Raw genomic sequence first — 21245 nt, 5'->3', positions numbered from 1 at the left:
TTCACTCCTCAAGCGAACATCTGGCGGAGGCTGGGGCGACGGGGAGCGGCGGATTCCTCGTGCCACGCCGCGAGCGCGGCCACCGTCGGCAGATCGAAGACCTTGCGGATGGGGATCTCCGTCCCCATCTCGGTACGGGCCCGGCTGATCAGCCGGGTGGCGAGCAGGGAGTGTCCCCCCAGCTCGAAGAAGCTGTCGTCGATGCCGACCCGGTCCACGCCGAGCACTTCGGCGAACAGCGCGGCCAGGGTCTCCTCGCGGGCGTTGCGCGGTGCGCGGTAGGGGGCGCCGGTGAACTCCGGTTCGGGCAGCGCGGACCGGTCCAGCTTGCCGTTGGGCATCAGCGGCAGCCGGTCCAGGAGCACGAACGCGGACGGCACCATGAACTCGGGCAGCCGTTCGGCGGTGAACCGGCGGATGTCCTCGGTGGCGGTCCCGCCCGACGCCACCACGTACGCGACGAGCCGCTTGCCGGTGCCCGCGCCCTGCCGGGCGATGACGACGGCCTGGTCGACTTCGGGGTGCGCGGTGAGGGTGGCCTCGACCTCGCCGGGTTCGATGCGGAAGCCGCGCACCTTGACCTGCGCGTCGTCGCGGCCCACGTACTCCAGCTGCCCTTCGGCGTTCCAGCGGGCGAGGTCACCGGTGCGGTACACGCGTGCGCCGGCCGGGCCGTACGGGTCGGCCACGAAGCGTTCGGCGGTGAGTTCGCCGCGGCCGTGGTAGCCGCGGCCCACGTTCCCGCCGACGTACAGCTCGCCGACGGCGCCGGGCGGCACCGGAGCCAGGCCGGGGCCGAGGACGTAGGCCCGCATGTTGCCGAGCGGGGTGCCGACGGGCGCGCTGCCCGCCGGGCCGCCCGTCCCGCCGGAGACGGTGGAGGTGGTGGCGTAGAAGGACTCGCTCTGCCCGTAGGCGTTGACGACCCGTACGCCCGGGAAGGCTCCCCGCACCTTCTCGACGAGCGACGCGGGCAGGGCCTCGCCCGCGAAGACGACCGTCTCCACGCGGGTGCGGCCGGCGATGTCGTCGACGAGTTCGGCGAAGGCCGACGGCACGGTGGAGATGACGGCGCCGTTCCAGCCGTCCCGCTCCCCGAGGACCAGGACGTCACGGACCAGTTCGACGACGCCGCCGGCGGCGAGGGTCGTGAAGATCTCGAACACCGAGACGTCGAAGTTGACCGACGTGCCCGCGAGGAGCCGCTTGCCCGGCTCCATGTCCACGCGGGAGGCGAGCTCCAGGACGCCGTTGACCACGTTGGCGTGGGTGATGGCGACGCCCTTGGGCTTGCCCGTGGAGCCGGAGGTGTACATCACGTACGCCAGCTGGTCCGCGTGGACCCGCGGTTCGGGGCCGGTGTCGTCCGCGGTCAGGTCGAGCGCGTCGAGGAGGAGGTCCGGGGCGTCGTGCCGCGGCAGGACCGCGACGGTCGCGGAGTCCGTCAGGACCAGGTGCGGCCGAGCCTCGCCGAAGATGGCCGCGAGGCGGTGGCTGGGGTACTTGGGGTCGACGGGCAGGTAGGCGCCGCCGGCCTTGAGGACCGCGAGGAGGCCGACGACCAGGTCCGCGGACCGGGGCAGCGACACCGCGACCACCGACTCGGGGCCCACGCCGCGTCCGGCCAGTTCGCGCGCCAGGCGGCGGGCCCGGTCGTCCAGCTCGCGGTACGTGAGCGACACGCCCCCGGCGTCCACGGCGACCGCGTCCGGGGTCCGCGCCGCCTGCGCCTCGACGAGACCGGCCACCGTGACGTCCGGGGTGGGTACGGCCGTGTCGTTGAGCCCGGCCAGCAGCCGGTCGCGTTCGGCCGGCTCCAGGACGTCGACGTGCGCGGTCTTGAGCCCGGGGTCGGCCGCCAGCTGCCGCAGGACGCGCACGAGGCGGGCCGCGAGCGCCTCCACCGCCTCCCGGCCGAAGACCCCCGGCGCGTACTGGAGGACGAGCTGGAGGTGCGGGTCGGCCGCAGCCATCAGGGCGAGGGGGTAGTTGGTGGCCGTGGACGGGCGCAGGCCGGTGAAGGCGATCCCGTCCGCGGCCTCGGCGGCGGCGCCGAGGCCCTCCCGGTCGATCGGGTACGACTCGAAGACGACCAGCGTGTCGAAGAGGGACTGCAGGCCGGCGGCCTGCTGGATCTGCGTCAGCCCGTAGTGGTGGTGCTCCAGGAGACCGGCCTGCCGGCTCTGGAGCCGGCCCAGGACCTCGGCGAGGGTGTCGCCGGGCGCGTACTCGACGCGTACGGGGAGGGTGTTGATGAAGTTCCCGACCATCGAGTCGACGTCCGTCACCGCGGGCGGGCGCCCGGAGACGGTGGCGCCGAACACGACGTCCTGGCGGCCGGTGAGCTGCCCGAGCAGCAGCGCCCAGGCGCCCTGGACCAGGGTGTTGACGGTGACGCCCAGCTCGGCGGCGCGCCGGGCCAGTTCGCGCGCCTCGTCGGCCGGGAGGCCGACGTCGATCTCGTCGACGCCCTTCTCGCCCGCGCCGTCGGAGCGGGGGGCGAGCAGGGTCGGTTCTTCGACGCCGTCGAGCTCGGCCGCCCACACCCGGGCGGACTCCTCGTCGTCCTGCCGGGCGCGCCAGGCCAGGAACTCGCCGTAGCCGCGCGTGCGGGGCAGGGCGGCCGGGTCGCCGTGGGACGCGTAGAGCAGCAGCAGGTCCCGCATCAGCAGGGGCAGGGACCAGCCGTCGAGCAGTACGTGGTGGCAGGTCATCACGAGTTCGGCGCGTCCGGGTTCGAGGACGGCGAGTGCGAGCCGCATCAGGGGCGGGGCGCCCGTGTCGAAGTGGGCGGCCCGGTCCTCGGTGAGGAACCGTTCGAAGGTCTCCGTCCGCTCGGCCTCGTCGGCCGCGGTGAGGTCGAGGTACTGCCAGGGCAGGGGGGTGCCCGCCGCCGTGACGACCTGTACGACGTCGCCGTCGGCGCGGTCGGCGAACGCCGCGCGCAGGTTGGGGTGGCGCTCCAGGAGCGCCTGTCCGGCCCGGTGCATCCGCCGCGGGTCGACCTCGCCGGACAGGTGGAACACCATCTGCATGTGGTACGGGTCGAAGGAGGTGCCGGCGAGCATCGTGTGGAAGAGCATCCCGGACTGTGCCGGGGTCGCCGGCCACACCTCGGTCAGCTTGCCGAAGCGGGCTTCCCAGGTGTCGATCTCTTCCTGGCGCACGTCGACCAGGGGGGCGTCGCTCGGGGTCAGACCGCCGGCGCCGGGGGCCGTGGCGTGCCGGGCCAGGGCGTTCAGCGCCCGGACCCACAGCCCGGCCAGTTCGCTCACCTCCTCGCGGGAGAGGACTCCGGTGGGGAAGGCGAAGTGGGCGGTCAGCTCGTCGCCGTCGGGGGTGGCGGTGGTGACCGCGTTGATCTCCAGGGCCGACAGGACCGGCATGTCCCCGTCCGGCGCGGGGGTCAGGTCCCGGTGGGTGGTGTCCGGTGCCCAGCCGAGGCCGCGCAGGTCCTCGGGGAGGTCCGCGGGGGAGGTCCGGCCGAGGTGGTTGAACCCGATCTGCGGTTCCCGTCCGGTGGCCAGTACGGCGGCCGTCTCGGGGTTGAGGTGGCGCAGGAGGCCGTAGCCGGTGCCGTGGTCCGGCGCCGCCCGCAGCTGCTCCTTGACGGCCTTGAGGGCCCGGCCGGCGGCGGGGCCGCCCGCGAAGGCGTCGGCCACGTCGATGCCGGCCAGGTCGAGGCGGACCGGGTGGGCCGAGGTGAACCAGCCGACGGTGTTCGACAGGTCCGCGCCGGGGACCAGGTCCTCGTCCCGGCCGTGGCCCTCCCTGCGGACGAGCGTCGAGGTCCCGGACTCGCCGCGCGCCTGGCGCCGCCCGGCCAGGGCCAGCGCGAGGGCGGCCAGGAGGGCGTCGTCGGGGCCGCCGCGGAACACCGCGGGCACGGTGGTCAGCAGGGTGTGCGTGACGTCGGCGGGGAGGGTGACCCGCACCGTGTCCACGGTGGAGGCGACGTCGCGCGCCGGGTCGACCTGCCGTGCTCCCAGGACGGGCTCGTCGCCGCGCAGGACCTCCTGCCACACGGGCAGTTCCCGCGCCACGCGCTCCGGGTCGGCCGCCGCGTCGGCCAGGGCGTGCGCCCACCGCCGGAGCGAGGTGCCCGCCCGGGCCGGTTCCGGTGCGCGGCCGTCGCGGACCCGCTGCCAGGCCGCGACCAGGTCGGGCAGCAGGATCCGCCACGACACCCCGTCGACGACCAGGTGGTGCAGCACGATCAGCAGCCGGTCCGCGGGCGTTCCCGCTGCCGCGTCGGCTTCCGGTGCGGTGCCGGTTTCCGGTCCGGTGCCGGAGGTGAACCGCACGAACTGCGCCATCACCCCGGTGTCCGGGTCCAGCCGGCCAGCGGCCGCGTCCAGTTCGGCGTGCACGTCGGCGTCGCCGGGTACCTCCCGCAGCAGCGCGGCGGCGTCCACGCTGCCGGGCTCCGCGATCAGCAGGCCCGGCCGGGTCCGGTCGAGCCGGGAACGCAGCACGTCGTGCCGGTCCAGTACGGCCCGCACCGTGGCGAGCAGCTCCGTACGGCCGACGTCCCCGGGCAGGGTCAGCAGCCCGGACATGGCGAACCGGCCGACGCCGCCGCCCAGCGCGAGGACGTGCGCCGCCATGGGGGTCGGCGGTGCCCAGCCGACGCCGCCGCCGGGCAGCTCGGCCAGGGTCACGCGTTCCTCGGCCCGGCCTTCGACGAGTTCCGCGAGCCGGGCGACCGTGCGGTGCTCGAAGACCTCCCGCGTGCTGACCGCGAGGCCGAGCGCCCTGGCCCGCACGACGACCTGGATGGAACGGATGCTGTCCCCGCCGAGGGTGAAGAAGTCGTCGTCGACGCCGACCGCCGGTACGCCGAGCACGTCGGCGAACAGCGCGCAGAAGGCCTCCTCACGCTGGTCGCGGGGCGCCCGGCCGGCCTCTGCCCGCGTCTGGTCCGGCGCCGGCAGCGCGCGCCGGTTCACCTTCCCGGCCGGGGACAGCGGTATCTCCGCGAGCGGCACGAGCGCGGTGGGCACCATGTAGTCCGGCAGGCGGCCGCGCAGGTACGCGGGCAGCTCGGCGAGCAGCGGACCGGTCGCCTCCGGGTCGTCGGAGGCGGGCACCACGTAGCCCACGATGCGCTTGGCGCTCTCCCTGCCCTGCCCGTCCTGCCCGTCCTGCCCGCCTGGCCCGTCCTCCCGTACGACGACCACGGCCTGCGCGACCGCGGGATGCCCGGCCAGCACGTGCTCGATCTCGCCGAGTTCGATCCGGAAGCCCCGGACCTTCACCTGGAAATCGGTCCGGCCGACGTACTCCAGGCGGCCGTCCCGGCCCCACCGCACCAGGTCGCCGGTGCGGTACATCCGCGCGCCGGCGGGGCCGAACGGGCAGGCCACGAACCGTTCGGAGGTCAGGTCGGAGCGGCCGTGGTAGCCGCGGGCCAGTCCGTCGCCGGCGATGTACAGCTCGCCCCGCACCCCGCGCGGGACCGGTGCCAGCGCGGAGTCGAGCACGTACACCCGGGTGTTCCCGATCGGTGAGCCGATCGCCACGCCCGTGCCCGCCGTCACGGGCGCCATCGTCGACCAGATGGTGGTCTCGGTCGGGCCGTACACGTTGAGCACTTCGGCGGCCCGGTCGGCCAGCGTCCCGGCCAGCCGCGCCGGCAGGGCCTCACCGCCGACCAGGACCCGCAGTCCCCGTGCGGCGTCCGGCTCGTGCAGGGCCAGGATCTGCCAGAACGCCGGAGTCGCCTGTACGACGGTGACGCCGTGGCGGCGCATCGCGGCGACGACGGCCGACGGATCGGTGACGGTGTCCTTGCTCGCGAGCACCACCGCCGCTCCGGAGACCAGGGGCAGGTACAGCTCCAGTGCCGCGATGTCGAAGGAGACCGTGGTCACCGCGAGCCACCGGTCCGCGGGCGAGAGCGGGACCCGCCGGCCCATCGTGGCGAGGAAGTTCGCCAGCGCGCCGTGCGGGATCGCGACCCCCTTCGGGTTTCCCGTCGATCCAGAGGTGTAGATGACGTACGCGGTGTTGTCCGGGGCGACGCGCACGGCCGGCGCCGAGTCCGGGCGGCCGGAGAGGTCCGCGCCGGCCAGCGCGTCGGCGTCGAGGACGAGTGCCGGACGGGCGTCGTCGAGGATGTGGTCGATCCGGGAGCGCGGGTGGTCCGGGTCGATCGGGAGGTAGGCCGCGCCCGCCTTCAGTACGGCCAGCAGGGCGACCACCAGGTCCGCGGAGCGGGGCAGGCGGACGGCCACCAGCGACTCGGGCCGCACGCCCCGGCCGACGAGCCAGTGCGCCAGCCGGTTCGCCCGCGCCTCCAGTTCCCCGTAGGTCAGCGTCAGGTCCTCGGCGACGACGGCGAGCGCCCCGGGCGTCGCCCGGGCCCGCCGGGACACGGTCTCCGCCAGGCCCGGTTCCGGCGTCGGCTCGGCCGTGTCGTTCGCCGTGCTCAGCAGCCACCGCCGCTCGTCCCGGCCCAGCACGTCGATGTCCGCGACGTGCGCACCCGGGTCGGCGGCCACCCGCTCCACGATGCGGACGAACCGGTCGACGACGGCTGCGGCCGTGGCGGGGTCGAACAGGTCCGCCGCGTATTCGAGCCGCCCGTGGGCGCGGCCGGACGCGTCGGGGACGATGTTGAAGTAGAGGTCGAACTTCGCGGTGTCGGTGCCCACCGCGACGGGGGTGACCCGCAGCCCCGGGATCTCTATCTCCGGCCATACGAACTGCCAGGCCAGCATCACCTGGAACAGCGGTGAGTAGGAGGTGGAACGCTCCAGGTCGAGGAGCTCCACCAGCCGCTCGAACTGGACGTCCTGGTTGTCGTACGCGGCGAGGGCCTTGTCCCGCACCTGCTCCAGCAGGTCGGTGAACCGCGGGTTGTCGGACAGGTCGGCGCGCAGCACCCAGGTGTTGACGAAGAAGCCGATCAGGTCGGCCAGGGCCTCGTCGGTGCGCCCGGCGATCGGGCTGCCGATCGTGACGTCCTCGCCGGCGCCCAGCTTGTTCAGCAGGACGGCCAGCGCGGCCTGGGCGACCATCGGCAGCGTGGCGCCGTGCCCGGTGGCCAGTTTCCCGAGTCCGGCGACGACGTCGGCCTCCAGCAGGAACTCGACGTGGCCGCCGCGGTGGCTGATCACCTTCGGCCGCGGCCGGTCCAGCGGCAGTTCCACGGGCTGCGGGACGCCGTCGAGTTCCCGCTGCCAGTAGGCGAGCTGAGAGGCGGCGACGCCGTCCTCACCGCCGTCCTCGCCCAGCAGCTGCCGCTGCCACAGGGTGTAGTCCTTGTACTGGACGGGCAGCGGCGTCCACCGCGGTGCGCTCCCGCCCCGGCGGGCCGTGTAGGCCGAGACCAGGTCCCGCAGGAACGGCGCCATCGACGAACCGTCGGCGGCGATGTGGTGGAACACGAACGCCAGGACGTGTTCCTGCGGGGAGACGCGGAAGACGGTGGTCCGCAGGGGGAGTTCCGTCTCCAGGTCGAAGCCGCGGGACACGGCCGCGTGCAGGGCGGCGTCCACCTCGTCCGCGGCCACGTCGACCACCTGGAACTGGAGGGCCGCCTCCTCCGGGGGCAGGATCAGCTGCTCCGGGGTGCCGTCCGCGTCCTCGGCGATCAGCGTGCGCAGGCTGTCGTGCCGGTTCGCGACGTCCGTCACCGCGGCCAGCAGGGCCGCCGTGTCCAGCGGCCCGTCCAGGCGCAGGACGAACGGGATGTTGTAGGTCGAGGTCGGTCCCTCCAGATGGTGGAGGAACCACATCCGGCGCTGGGCGAAGGACAGCGGGATCATCGACGCGTCTCCGATACGGTCATCTGGCCCAGCTTGGGGCGCAGCTGGGGGCGGTTCGACGTGGCCAGTTCCTCGACCTGCTCGGCCAGCTGGGCGACGGTCGGGTTGCGGAACACCGTCGTGACCTTGACGTCGACGTCGAGCGCGTTGCGGATGCGGCCGATCAGCCGGGTGGCCAGCAGCGAATGTCCGCCGTGGTCGAAGAAGTCGACGTCGATGCCGACCTCCTCGACGTCCAGCAGGTCGGCGAACAGCCGGCAGAGGACCTCTTCCCGGGGGGTGCGCGGCCCCCGTCCGACGGCGGCGGCCTCGGTGCGGTCCGGGGCGGGGAGCGCCTTGCGGTCGAGCTTCCCGCTGGGTGTCACGGGGAGTTCGGCGAGCGCGACGATCGCGGAGGGGACCATGTACTCCGGCAGGTGCTCCCGGGCGAGGTCCGTCAGGGCCGTGAGGTCGGGTCCGGCCGTGTCCGCCGCGGCGGCTCGCGGCACCACGTACGCGACGAGCCGCTGGTCTCCGGGACGGTCCTCGCGCACCAGGGCGACCGCGCCGTCGACGTCGGGGTGCGCGGCCAGTACGTTCTCGATCTCGCCGAGTTCGATGCGGAAACCGCGGATCTTGACCTGGAAGTCGGTCCGGCCGATGTAGTCGACCTGGCCGTCGCGGGTCCAGCGCACCAGGTCCCCGGTGCGGTACATCCGGGTGCCCGGTTCGCCGAAGGGGCAGGCGACGAAGCGGCCCGCCGTCAGCCCGGTCTGTCCCAGGTAGCCCCGGGCGAGGCCGGTGCCGGCCAGGTACAGCTCGCCGGCGACGCCGGGCGCGACCGGGCGCAGCGCCGCGTCGAGGACGTACACCTGGGTGTTCCACACCGGTGCGCCGATCGGCAGCCGGCCGGCGCCGGGGACGTGCTGGTAGGCGGTGACCTCCACGGACGCCTCGGTCGGGCCGTACAGGTTGTGGATCCCGCAGCCGGGCAGGACGTCGGCGGCCCTGTCGGCCAGGGCCGGCGGGAACGCCTCGCCCGCGACCTCGATCCAGCGCAGGCTCGTGCACTCCTTGGCGGAGGGCTCGTTGACGAACGCCTCCAGCAGGGAGGGCACGAAGTCCGCGCCGGTGACGCGTTCGCGCCGGATCAGGTCGGCGAGGTAGGCCGGGTCGCGGCGTCCGTCCGGGCGGGCGATGACCACGGCGGCGCCGGCCTGGAGCGGTGCGAAGATCTCCGGCACCGACACGTCGAAGCTGGCCGTGGTGCTCAGCAGCACCCGGTCCTCGGCGCCGACGTCGAAGTGGGACAGGCCCCACTTCAGCCGGTTCATGATCGACCGGTGGGCCACCTGCACGCCCTTGGGGCCGCCCGTGGAACCGGAGGTGAAGATGACGTACGCGGCGTGGTCCGGGGACAGTTCCCGTTCCGGGTTGGTCGGCGCGTACCCGGACACGTCCGGGAGGGTCCCGTCCAGCACCAGCAGCGGCTTCGCGCCGTCCAGTACGTGCCGCACCCGGTCCTCGGGCAGTTCGGTGTCCACCGGGACGTAGGCGGCTCCGGCCTTCACGACCGCGTAGACCGCCACCATCAGGTCCACCGAGCGCGGGACGCGTACGGCGACCAGCCGCTCCGGGCCGGCGCCCTGCTCGATGAGCCAGTGCGCGAGCCGGTTGGCGCGCCGGTTGAACTCCCCGTACGTCAGCGTCTCGTGCTCGCCGATCAGTGCCACCCGGTCGGGGGTGCGCTCCGCCTGGGCCTCGAAGGCGTCCGGCAGGGTGTCCGCGGCCACCTCCGCCGCGGTGTCGTTGACGCCCCTGACCAGCCAGTCCCGCTCCTGGTCCGACAGCACCTCCAGGGCGCCGACGGGCTTCTGCGGGTCTTCGAGGACCTGGTCCAGCACCCGGACGAGCCGGGCGGCGACCTCCTCGGCCGCGGCGTGGTCGAAGAGGTTGGTCTGGTAGTCGAGGGAGAGCCGCAGGTAGGGGTCGGAGGAGTTGAGGGTGAGCGGGTAGTGCGAGCCCGCGAACGGCCGGATGGCGTCGATGGTGAAGCCGGCCGAGTCGTTGGCCTCGACGATGCCCTCGCGGTCGATCGGATAGTTCTCGAACACGACGATGGTGTCGAACAGGGCGGGCAGTCCGACGCCGCGCTGGATGTCGGCCAGCCCGTAGTAGTGGTGGTCGAGCAGGGAGATCTGCCGGTCCTGGAGGTCGGTGATGACCTGGCCCACGGTGTGGTCCGGCCGGCAGACCACCCTGGTCGGCAGGGTGTTGATGAACAGGCCGACCATCTCGTCCGAACCGACCAGGTCCGCGGGGCGGCCGTTGACGGCGGCGCCGAACACCACGTCCTGCTGCCCGGTGAGCGTGGAGAGCAGGACGGCCCACGCGCCCTGGAGGAGCGTGTTCAGGGTGACCCCGAGTTCGGCGGCGCGCCGGGCGAGTTCCCGCCCCTTGTCGATCGACAGGGGGACCTCGACGCGGCCGAGGCGGGAGGCCTCGCCCTTCTCGGGCAGGCCGGCGGCCAGGAGGGTCGGCTGGTCGAATCCGTCGAGCTCGTCCTTCCAGCGGGCGGCCGACGCGTCCCGGTCCTGCTTCGACAGCCAGCCCAGGTAGTCGCCGTAGCTGCGGACCGGGGCGAGCTCCTCGGTCCCGGCGTACAGCCGCACCAGGTCCTTGATGACCAGCGGCGACGACCAGCCGTCGAAGAGGGTGTGGTGGGCGGTGATCAGGAGCTTGGCCTTCTGCGGTCCGCAGGTGAGCAGGGCCAGGCGGAACAGCGGCGGCCGGGTGGGGTCGAGCTGGTCGGCCCGGTCCCCGGCGAGGGCCCTGCCCAGCTCCGCTTCCTGCTCGGCCTCGCCGAGACCGGTCAGGTCGAGGTGCCGCCAGGGCACGTCGACGTGCTCCGCGACGACCTGTACGGGATCGCCGTCGGCTCCGGCGAGGAACGCGGAGCGCAGGTTCGGGTACCGGTCGAGGAGGGCCTGCCCGGCCGCCCGCATCCGCGCCGGGTCCACGTGCCCGGTCAGGTGCAGCACGAACTGCATGTGGTAGACGTCGAAGGTGCCGTCGGCGAGCGCCGCCTGGAACTGGATGCCGGACTGGCCCGGGGCCTGCGGCCAGACCTGGACCAGCCGGCCGTAGCGCTCCTCCCAGTCGTCGATCTCGGCCTGCCGCACCGAGACCAGCGGGGCGTCCGAGGGCGTGAGGCCGCCGGTTCCCGGGCGTGCGGCGTGCGCGGCCATGCCGCGCAGCACCCGGGTCCACAGCTCGGCCAGTTCGGAGGTCCGGGTCCGGGACAGCACTCCGGTGGGGAACATGAAGACGGCTTGCAGCCGGCTGCCGTCCGCGGTGTCCGTGACGACCGAGTTGACCTCCAGCGCGGACAGCGCGGGCAGGTCCGGGTCGGGCATGGGGATGAGCTCGGAGGACCAGTCCGCCGGCACCCACCCGTCGGCGCGCAGGTGCTCGGGCACGTCGGTGTCGGATATCCGGCCGAGGTAGTTGAAGCCGATCTGCGGCGCCGGGTACTCGGCGAGCTGTTCGGCGGTCTCCGGGTTGAGCCAGCGCAGGAGTCCGTACCCGATGCCCTTGTCCGGGACCCCGCGCAGCTGCTCCTTGACCAGCTTGACGGCCTGGCCGGCTGCGGGGCCGCCCGCCAGTGCGTCGGCCAGGTCCACTCCCCGCACGTCGACGCGGGCCGGGTACATGCTGGTGAACCATCCGACGGTGCGGGAGAGGTCGGCGCCGGGGACGACGTCCTCCTCGCGGCCGTGTCCCTCCAGCCGGACCAGGGTGGAGCGGTCCGCGCCGCGCCACTCGTTCACCGCGAGGGCGAGCGCGGCGAGCAGTACGTCGGTGCCGGTGGCCTTGAACGCGGCGGGGAGGGTGGTCAGGACCGCCTCGGTGACGTCGGCGGGCAGCTGCACCCGCACGGTGTCGAGGGTGGACATCAGGTCCACGGCCGGGTCGAACGGCCGGGCGCCCAGCGGGGGGTCGGACGCTTCGAGCAGGTCCCGCCAGTACTCCAGCTCCTCCTCCCGCTCCGGGGAGAGGGCCTCGGTCTCCAGGGCCGCCGCCCAGCGGCGGGCCGAGGTGCCGACCTCGGGGAGTTCGGGCGCGGAGCCGGAGCGGACCCGCTGCCACGCCTCGGCGAAGTCCGACATGAGGATGCGCCAGGAGACGCCGTCCACCACGAGGTGGTGCAGGACGACGAGCAGCCGGCCGGCGCCCGGGTCCGCGGCGAACCAGACGAAGTCCGCCATGGTCCCGGCTTCCGGGTCGAGGCGGCCGGCCGCGGCGTCGAGTTCGGCCTTCGCCGCCTCCAGGGCCGACGGGTCGTCCCACCGGCCGTCGCAGGGGACGCGGTGGATCAGGTCGGCCGCCCGCACGGCGCCCCGCGGGCGTACGACGAGGGAGGGCTCTGCGCCGCCCACCAGCTGCGAGCGCAGGAGGTCGTGCCGGTCGAGGACGGCGTCCAGCGTCGCGGCCAGCCCGGTCCCGTCGATGCCCGCGGGCAGTTCCAGCACGATCGACATGGCGAAGCGGTCCGTCCCGCCGCCGTGCTCGAACACGTGGCGCGCCACCGGCTGGAGGGCCATCGGGCCGACGCCGCCGCCCTCCAGCTCCGCGAGCACGGGTACCTCGTCCCGGCGGTCGGAGGCCACCTCGGCCAGCCGGGCCGCCGTGCGGCTCTCGAAGATCTCCCGGGTGGTGAGGGTCAGGCCGCGGGCGCGGGCCCGCGCCACGACCTGGATGGAGCGCAGGCTGTCGCCGCCCACCGCGAAGAAGTCGTCGTCGACGCCGACCCGGTCCACGCCGAGCACGTCCGCGTACGCGGCGGTGATGATCTTCTCGGCCTCGGTGCGGGGCTCCCGGTACGCCTCGCCCAGGAACTCCGGTTCGGGCAGCGCCGAGCGGTCCAGCTTGCCGGTCGGTCCGAGGGGCAGCCGGCTGACGGCGACGAAGGCCGACGGGACCATGTAGTCGGGCAGCCGCGCGGCGGCGAACTTGCGCAGCTCGGCGGCCGAGGCTCCGGCCTGCACGTCCACGTCGCCGATGCCGCCGGCGCCGTCGTCGCCGACGCCGCCCTCGCCGGTGTGCACCACGTACGCGACGAGCCGCCGCCCGCCCGAGGGCACCTCGCGGCTGATCACCACGGCTTCGCTGATGCCGGGGTGCGCGGTGAGCGCCGCCTCGACCTCGGCCGTCTCGATGCGGAAGCCGCGCACCTTGACCTGGCCGTCGCCGCGGCCGACGCATTCCAGCAGGCCGTGCGCGTTCCAGCGGGCCAGGTCGCCGGTGCGGTACATGCGTTCGCCCGCGGGGCCGAAGGGGTTCGCCACGTACCGCTCGGCGGTCAGGCCCGGGCGGCCGTGGTAGCCGCGGCCGAGACAGGTACCGACGACGTACAGCTCACCGATGACGCCCTGCGGCACCGGGGCGAGTCCCGGGCCCAGCACGTACGCGCGCATGTTCCCCAGCGGGGTGCCGATGGGCGCGACGTCGCCGTCCGCCCACTCCTCGGCCGCCGGGAGGGCGAAGGTGGTGGCGTAGAAGCTTTCGCTCTGCCCGTAGGAGTTCACGATCCGCGCGCCGGGCAGGGCCTCGCGCACCTGGCGCACCAGCCGGGCGGGGAGCACGTCGCCGGCGAACACGACCGTGCGGACGTCGGCCGCCTTCTCCAGGTGGCCGGTCAGTTCGCCGAGCACGGAGGGGACCCCGCTGATGACGTGGCCGTCCCAGCCGTCCCGGTCGGCGAGCGCCAGCGCGTTCGCCACCACCTCGGCCGTGCCGCCCGTGGACAGGGTGGTCAGCAGCTCGAAGACGGAGACGTCGAAGTTCACGGAGGTGCCGGCCAGCATCTTCCAGCCGGGGGGCGCGTCGAGGACGCGGACCAGTTCCCGCACGCCGTTGACGACGTTGCGGTGGGTGATCGCCGCGCCCTTCGGCGTGCCCGTGGAGCCGGAGGTGTACATCACGTAGGCCAGGTTGTCCGGGCCGGGCGGCGCGCTGCGCGGGGCGTCGTCGGGTGTTCCCGGGGTCGCCTCCCACGTGGTGCGGTGGTCGATGTTGACGCTCGTCATGTCGTGGGAGGGCAGGTCCCGGCCCGTCGCGGTGTCGGTGACCACGAAACGCGGGCGTGCCTCGGACAGCACGGTCTCCGCCCGTCCGGCGAGGTACTGCGGGTCCAGCGGCACGTAGCCGGCACCGGACTTGAGGATGCCGAGCAGGCCGGCCACCAGGTCCTCCGTGCGGGGCAGTGCCAGGACCACCAGGTCCTCCGGCCCGGCGCCGCGGCGGACCAGTTCCCGCGCGAGGGCGTTCGCCCGGTCGTCGAGCTCCCGGTAGGTCAGCGTCCGGCCCTCGCACAGGACCGCCGGGGCGTCCGGCGTCCTGGCCACCTGGTCTTCGAACAACTCCGGGACCGTCAGCCCGGACTGCTCGGTGGCGCTGTCGTTGAACCGGTGGAGCAGCCGGTCCCGTTCGGCCGCGTCGAGGACGTCGATGCCGCTGACACCGCGTCCCGAGTCGGCCACGAGCCGGCCCAGCACGCGCACGAACCGGTCCGCGAGGCCTTCGACCGTGCCCTGGTCGAACAGGTCGGTGGCGTACTCCAGCCGGACCCCCGCCCCGCCGGAGGCGTTCGGGATCATGTTGAAGAAGAGGTCGAACTTGGCCGTTCCGGTGTCGAGCGTCTCGGACTCGACGTCGAGTCCGGCGAAGTCCAGGGCGCCCAGCGGCTCCTGCCAGGCGAGCATCACCTGGAAGAACGGGTGGTAGGCGGTGGACCGGTCCGGGTTGAGCAGCTCCACCAGCCGCTCGAACGGCATGTCCTGGTTGTCGTAGGCGGCCAGGGCCCGTTCCCGCACGCGCCCGAGCAGTTCCAGGAAGGTCGGGTTGCCGGAGACGTCGACGCGCAGCACCCAGGTGTTGACGAAGAACCCGACGAGGTCGCGCAGTTCCTCGTCGGTGCGGCCCGCGATCGGCCCGCCGAGGGGGATGTCGTCGCCGCATCCGAGGTGGTGCAGGAGCACCGCGAGCGCCGACTGCATGACCATGGACACCGTGGTGTCCTGTTCCGCGGCCAGCTTCTCCACGGCCCCGACGAGGGCGGCGTCGACGGGGAACTCGACCAGGCCGCCGCGGGGGCTCGTCCGCTTGGGGCGCGGGCGGTCCGTCGGCAGGGCCAGCGGCTGCACCATGCCGGCCAGGGCCTCGCGCCAGTACGCCAGCTGGCGGGCGGCGAGGCTGTCCGGGTCGGACTCGTCACCGAGGACGTCCTGCTGCCACAGGGTGTAGTCCGCGTACTGCACCGGGAGCGGCTCCCACACCGGGGCCGCGCCGTGCCCGCGCGCCGAGTACGCCACGCTCAGGTCGCGGAGCAGCGGTCCGAGGGACTCGCCGTCCAGGGCGATGTGGTGCACCACCAGGACCAGGGTGTGGGCGCGCGGGCCGGTCCGCACCAGCGTGGCGCGGATCGGCACGTCGGCGGCCAGGTCGAAGGTCCGGGTGGCCGCTTCGGCGACGGCCGCCGCCCGCTCCTCCTGCGTGACCTCGGCGACCGTCAGTTCGAACGGCTTCTCCTCGGGGGGGAGCACCTGCTGGTGCGGGACGCCGTCGCCGTCCTCGACGATCACCGTGCGGAGGACCTCGTGCCGGTCGATGACGTCGTGGAGCGCCGCCCGGAGCGCATCCACGTCCAGCTCACCGGTCAGCCGCAGGGCGAAAGCGCCGTTGTAGGTCGGCGAAGGGCCTTCGAACCGGTCCACGAACCACAGCCGGCGCTGCGCGAACGACAACGGAATCATTGTTTCTCCAAAATCGGCAGAACTACCAGTGAGCGGTCCGCCGCTCAATTACTGATCGAGTACCGTCAACAGGTCGGCGTTGTAGAAGTCGTCGAGGGAGATCGCGCCCGACGTCGTCGAGAAGTAGCGGTCGATCAGGTCCTGGTGACCGACCAGCTTGCGCAGCATCTCCGTGCGCCCCTCGGGCTTGAGCTCGGCCACGTTGAGCACGCCCTGGTAGAGGCTGAGGGCGTTGTTGCCCAGGTCGTTCTCGTAGCGCCGCAGCGCCGCCTTGAGCGCGGCGTCGTCGTGGAGGCCCGCCCCGATGTAGTCGGTGAGCGCCTGGGCCTGGACGAAGGCGTCGGTGATGCCGCGGGCGGTGATGGAGTCCTTGTGGTGCACCGCGTCGCCGACCAGGACCCACCCGGGTCCGTAGGCCTTGCGGAAGTAGTTCTCCTGGTGCCCGGTGCCGTACATCTGCTCCACGCGGGTGCCGGCCGACATCCGCTCGAACAGGTCGGGCGCCGTCGTGCGGACGGCCTCGAGGTAGGCGGCCTCCGCCGCCTTGCGGACCTCGTTGTACTCGTCCTGCGGGAAGTAGGTCATGATCAGCGTGAGGTCGTCGTTGGTGGGGAGGGCGGCCACCCAGCGCCCCGGCCGCTCGTACAGCTCGAAGCTCGACGGGACCCCGGCCCAGTAGCTGTAGTAGACGCAGGTCATCCGCGCGTGCTCGATGACCTTCGGCGCACCGGCCTTGCGGGCCACCAGCGAGCGCATGCCGTCCGCGCCGACGACCAGGCGCGCCCGGTCCGTCGCCTCGGCGCCGTCGGGCGTCGTGTACCGCACTCCGACGACCCGGTCGTCCTCGAACACCAGGTCGTTGACCGCGCAGCCCTCGCGGAACTCCACCCCGGCCGCGACCGCGCCGGCCGCGAGGATCGGGTCGAGCACGAACCGCCTCGGCGCGTACGTGGTCCGCTGGCCGTCGACCGGCAGGGAGAAGCCGTCGAGGCGGACCTCGGGACCCTGGTAGCTCTCGTGGTTGATCGGCCGGCAGCCCGCCTCACGGAGCTTGTCGAGCAGCCCCCACTTGTTGAGGAGCGCCACGCCCGGCTGGTGCAGGTAGTGCGAGGACAGGGTGTCCTGCGGGAAATTCGCCTTCTCCAGGAGCAGGACGCGATATCCCTGCTGCGCGAATAGCATGGCCGTCGGCGAACCCGCACAACGAGCACCTATGACAATCACGTCGTACATGGCGCCTACGCCTCTCTTAGCAGGTGGTTTTTGACGCAGCGCGGCCGCAACCGGATTATCCGTTGCAAGGGGGGCGCGCTATCGGCGCGGCGGACGGAACAACCGCTGCCGGGCATGAATGCGATGCTAGCCGTCCGCACTGGCGGAATGAAGGGAACCAGTGGCGGAGAACGCGGCGGGGAAAGCGCGGGAAACGCGGCGGAGAACGCGCACCGACGCCGCGCCGTGTCTCGCCGGCGAGACACGGCGCGGCGTCGACCACGCCCGATGCTAGGAGGTCACCGCGCCCTGGGACTCGATGTACGCCGAGATCGACGCCACCGTCGAGTTGAGGAACATCTGGTCGATGGGGACCTCGACGCCCAATTCGTCCATGAAGGCACCCTGAATGTTGACCATGATCAGGGACTGGCCGCCGAGGGCGAAGAAATCATCGTCGACCGATATGTCTTCCTGCTGGAGTTCCCGGCACCAAATGGCGCGCACACGATCGGCGATCATCACAGTCCTCTCGATTGTCTTCAGGCTCGGCAAGCATCGGCCAGCGCCGCGCGGTCCGCTTTCCCGTGCGGGCTCAGCGGAATGCGCGGAATGTTCAGGAACCTGGCCGGGACCATGTTCCGCGGCAGCGTCTCCAGGAGGCCCGTGCGCAGGTCGTTCTCGGTGGGGCCGTCCCCCGCGGGGACGACGAAGGCGACGAGTTCGGCGTCGCCGGACTCGGTGTACGTGACCACCACGGCGGCCTCCCGGACCCCGGCCAGCCGGGCGAGCGCGCGCTCGATGTCGGTGGGGTCGATGCGCATGCCGCGCACCTTCACCTGCGCGTCGATCCGGCCGAGGACGACGAGCTCGCCGGCCTCGTTCACGTAGCCGCGGTCGCCCGTGCGGTACGCCCGGCGCGGCTCCCCGTCGACCGTGATCGTGGTGAACTTCCGGTTCTCGGGACCGGCGTTGAGGTAACCCGCGCCGACGCTGGCCCCGGAGATGCAGATCTCGCCCTGCTCCCCGGGCGCGACACCGCGCAGGTCCTCGCCGAGGAGGTGGATGTCGGTGTTGTACGCGGGCCTGCCGACCGGTGGGACGTCCTGTTCGCCGGGCCGGTACCCGGCGAGGTCGTACGAGGTCGCGACGTCCGTGCACTCGGCGACCCCGTACTGGTGCAGGAGGGTGCAGGTGTTGCCCTCGCGCCGCGCCCAGTCCGTGAGCCGCCCGGCCTTCAGGGCCTCGCCGCCGAAGAGGACGTAGTCCAGCCGGGTGAGGGCGTCGCCGCCGCGCGCGGTCTCCCAGTCCACCAGCAGGTACAGGGTGCTGGAGGCGCAGTGGACCGTGCGGATGTCGTGCTCGTTCAGGATGCGGTAGGCCATCATGGCGTCGAAGTTCCGGCTCGCCAGCAGGTACTGGGTGGCGCCGCAGAACAGGGCGGTCATCAGGGCGCGCTGGGAGAGGTCGAAGCCGAAGGCGCTGACGACCAGGTTGTTCGACCCGCTGTCCAGGCCGTACTCGACCTGGAGCCAGTTCATCAGGTTGAACCAGCCCTCGTGCCGCACCGCGGTGAGCTTGGGCGTACCGGTCGATCCGGAGGTGAAGACCGCGTAGCAGACGTCGTCCCCGGTGACGGGGACGTCGGGCGCGGTCGCCGGGAGACCTGCCAGGTGACCGGCCAGCTGCTCCAGGTCGATGACGTCGACGCTCGCGGACTCGACCATCGCGGCCGTCGCGGGGGAGGCCACGATCAGGGCGAGACCGGGGACCTGGCCCAGCAGCAGCCGGAGCCGGGCCTCCGGGTAGGCCGGGTCGAACGGTACGTAGGCCGCGCCCGCCTTCAGGGTGCCGAGGATGGCCACGAGCATGTCGACCGAGTAGTCGAGACACACGCCGACCTTCGCGCCCCGGCCGTGTCCGCGCGCGACGAGCAGGTGGGCGAAACGGTTCGCCTTCGCGTCCAGCTCGGCGTACGTCACCTGCCGGCCGGCCCGGACGACGGCCACGGCGTCGGGGGCGGCCGCCACGTGCGCCTCGAACCGCTTGTGGACGACGGGCGCCGGGGGCAGGGCGACCCGCTTTCCCTGAAGGATCATCAACTGGCTCCGATGTGAGAGGTGTCCGGCCGCACGCGCCGTCTCGGCGCGACACGGGCAACGGGCGTTGCCGGCACGTTCGGGCGCGCCTCTAGGCGGTTTTGCGGTCGGCGGTTTCCAGCATCTGGGCCACCCACTTGTCGACGGACAGGCCGTGCGCGGCCGCCGTCTCCGCGAGGCACTCCAGCCGGCCGACGGACAGCTCGATGGTCAGCGTGGTGACCTTCTGCCGGCGCTTCTCGGCGGCCGCCGGACCGGCCAGCCGGGGCACGTCCTGCTTCTCGTCGCCGCCCGGGGGGATCTCGGCCGTGTCGCTCTGCACGGCCAGGCTGGCCCGGACCGACCGGCGGAGTTCGTTGCGCGACCACTTCTGCTGCTCGGCCTTGCGCAGCCAGTAGTCCTGCTCCGGCGGCGCCAGGCGGGCCACCTCGGCGTGGTGGGCGAAGCTGAGGCCGTCCCGCCGGCGCGAGTGCTCGAACCGCCGGGCCACCCAGGCGTAGTTGCGCAGCGTCTGGTAGTCCAGCCCGGTGCGCTCGATCGCCTCCTTGTACCGCCGCCACCCGTAGGTGGCCTCCCCGTAGATCAGCCAGTCGGCGAGCCACCACGCGGAGGAGTTCACGAGCTCGCGCAGGTCGGTCCCGATCCGCTCCCAGGAGCGCTCCGGCAGGTTCTGCGGGAGGATCATCCCCGACTTCTGCACCGTGGCTTGCGACCCCACGAAGGACGGCACCACGTCGCGCCGCGCGGGCTCACCGCTGTTGCCCCCCGGCCCCGCCTTGATACCGCTCGCGGTCCTCACAGCGCCGCTCACCACCGTCATCCCCCCACTCAGAGTGCTTGCCCGGGCGTAACCGATCACTCGACCGCGAAGCCGTGCTGCTCCGTCAGCCCGCGGCCATGGCCTCGCGCAGGCTCTTGGGGCGCAGGTCGGTCCAGTTCTTCTCGACGTACTCGAGGCACTCGGCCCTGGCGGCCTCACCGAAGACGACCCGCCAGCCGGCGGGCACCTCGGCGAACGCCGGCCACAGGGAGTGCTGCTCCTCGTCGTTGACCACCACGTGGAAGCGGCCGTCCTCGTCATCGAAGGGGTTCGTGCTCAACTCGCACCGTCCTCAACTGTCATGGGGTGGCTCGGGATGGGAATGCGCGGGGGCAGGTGCGGGAGGGCCGCCGCCCCGCGTTCCCCGGAAGGGGAACCCACGACTACCGGTCGGCCCGTGCGCCGTCCGCCCGGTTCGGGCGGTGGTGCGGGCCCCGGCCGTCCGAGCCGGGTCACGGTCGTCGTACGGGCCGGCTGTACGCGTTGCCGGGTAGCCGACGCGCACACTGTAGACACAACCCTTTTGAGACACGGTCAAGGTCTCCTGGAGGAGCAGGTGGCGGGCGGGGATCCGCGGCCGGCGGCCGGCGTCCGGGCAGCTGCCGGGCCTCCCGGCAGGGGGCTCCGCGGGCGCGGAACCGGCGGCCGGCTCCCGTCCGCGCCACCTGAGGATCGGCCAAGAGCCGCCACACCTGCGGCGGAGGCCCTCTGGTGCGCGCGCCCCCGCGAGCGGCCACCGCTCTACGGTCCGAGGACGCGCGGCCCTATCCGAGGGAGAGAGATGGACAGCACCCGACCCACCTTGCGCCTGTTCGTCCTGCACCACGCCGGGGGCTCACACACCCTTTACCGCCATTGGCGGGCCGGGCTGCCGGCGACGTGGGACGTACGGCTGCTCGACGCCCCGGGCCACGGTTTCCTCCTCGAACTGCCGCAGATCGCGGACGCCGGCCGCCTCGCCGACTTCCTGCTGAGCCACGTCGAGTCCGAACTGACCGTCCCCTACGCCCTGTTCGGGCACAGCATGGGCGCCCTCGTGACGTACGAGATCACCCGGCGGGCCGTCGACCGGGGCCTGCCGCTGCCGGTGTGGATCGGGGTCTCCGCACGGTCCGCACCGCAGCCGGCCGGACCGGCGCATCCGTACCACGAGCTGCCCGACGCCGAGCTGCGGACCCGGCTGAAGCTGCTCGGCGGCACGCCCGACGAGGTCTTCGACGACCCCGAGCTGTGGGCCCTGTTCGAACCGGTCATCCGGGCCGACCTGGCCCTGGTGGAGAACTGGCGCCCCGCTCCCGGCGCCGCCCCGCTGCCCGTGGCGCTGTCCGCCTACGCGGGAGCCGAGGACCACGCCTGTTCACCGCAGCGGATGGCCGACTGGGCCCGGTACACCGAGCACTTCCTGGGGCTGCGGATCTTCGACGGCGGTCACTTCTACTTCCAGGACGATCCCCGGCCGCTGCTGCGGCAGATCGAACGGGACGCGACCGCGGCGCTCGACGCGGCGGCCGCGACGCGCCCCTCCTGAGCCTCGCCGTGCGGCCGGCGT

The 21245-nt window shown here is 73.1% G+C and carries 8 protein-coding genes; 1 reads left to right on the top strand and 7 read right to left on the bottom strand.

What is annotated here, in order from left to right; translation table 11 throughout:
• Positions 1 to 8 precede the first annotated feature (8 nt).
• From AC07B0_RS35685 to AC07B0_RS35655, 7 genes are all read right to left on the bottom strand, one after another.
• Complete coding sequence (locus AC07B0_RS35685; protein ID WP_478900040.1) at positions 9 to 7772, bottom strand: amino acid adenylation domain-containing protein; 7764 nt, start codon at positions 7770 to 7772, stop codon at positions 9 to 11.
• Entirely contained in the window at positions 7769 to 15565 is a 7797-nt protein-coding gene (locus tag AC07B0_RS35680) for an amino acid adenylation domain-containing protein (RefSeq protein ID WP_478900039.1), read from the bottom strand. The genes AC07B0_RS35685 and AC07B0_RS35680 overlap by 4 nt, the downstream gene beginning before the upstream one ends.
• A gap of 48 nt (positions 15566 to 15613) precedes the next feature.
• On the bottom strand, positions 15614 to 16798 hold the full coding sequence (locus AC07B0_RS35675) for an NAD(P)/FAD-dependent oxidoreductase (RefSeq protein ID WP_356879832.1): 1185 nt from the start codon (positions 16796 to 16798) through the stop codon (positions 15614 to 15616).
• A 270-nt stretch (positions 16799 to 17068) separates the two neighbouring features.
• Positions 17069 to 17299: an acyl carrier protein gene (locus tag AC07B0_RS35670; protein ID WP_467298870.1), complete on the bottom strand. Its 231-nt coding sequence runs from the start codon at positions 17297 to 17299 to the stop codon at positions 17069 to 17071.
• 20 nt (positions 17300 to 17319) lie between these two features.
• Positions 17320 to 18876: an amino acid adenylation domain-containing protein gene (locus AC07B0_RS35665; protein ID WP_469382553.1), complete on the bottom strand. Its 1557-nt coding sequence runs from the start codon at positions 18874 to 18876 to the stop codon at positions 17320 to 17322.
• 91 nt (positions 18877 to 18967) lie between these two features.
• Complete coding sequence (locus AC07B0_RS35660) at positions 18968 to 19687, bottom strand: LmbU family transcriptional regulator (RefSeq protein WP_356879836.1); 720 nt, start codon at positions 19685 to 19687, stop codon at positions 18968 to 18970.
• Between the two features lie 73 nt (positions 19688 to 19760).
• The gene (locus AC07B0_RS35655) at positions 19761 to 19976 is read right to left on the bottom strand and encodes an MbtH family protein (RefSeq protein WP_356879838.1); all 216 of its coding nucleotides are present in this window, start codon (positions 19974 to 19976) and stop codon (positions 19761 to 19763) included.
• A 501-nt stretch (positions 19977 to 20477) separates the two neighbouring features.
• Between AC07B0_RS35655 and AC07B0_RS35650 the strand changes: the two genes are divergently transcribed.
• Positions 20478 to 21224, top strand: a complete 747-nt coding sequence (locus AC07B0_RS35650; protein ID WP_356879840.1) for a thioesterase II family protein — start codon at positions 20478 to 20480, stop codon at positions 21222 to 21224.
• The last annotated feature ends 21 nt before the right edge of the window (positions 21225 to 21245 follow it).

It is taken from the genome of Streptomyces sp. NPDC044704 (assembly GCF_056433525.1).
This window is presented reverse-complemented; position numbering and strand designations above follow the sequence as displayed.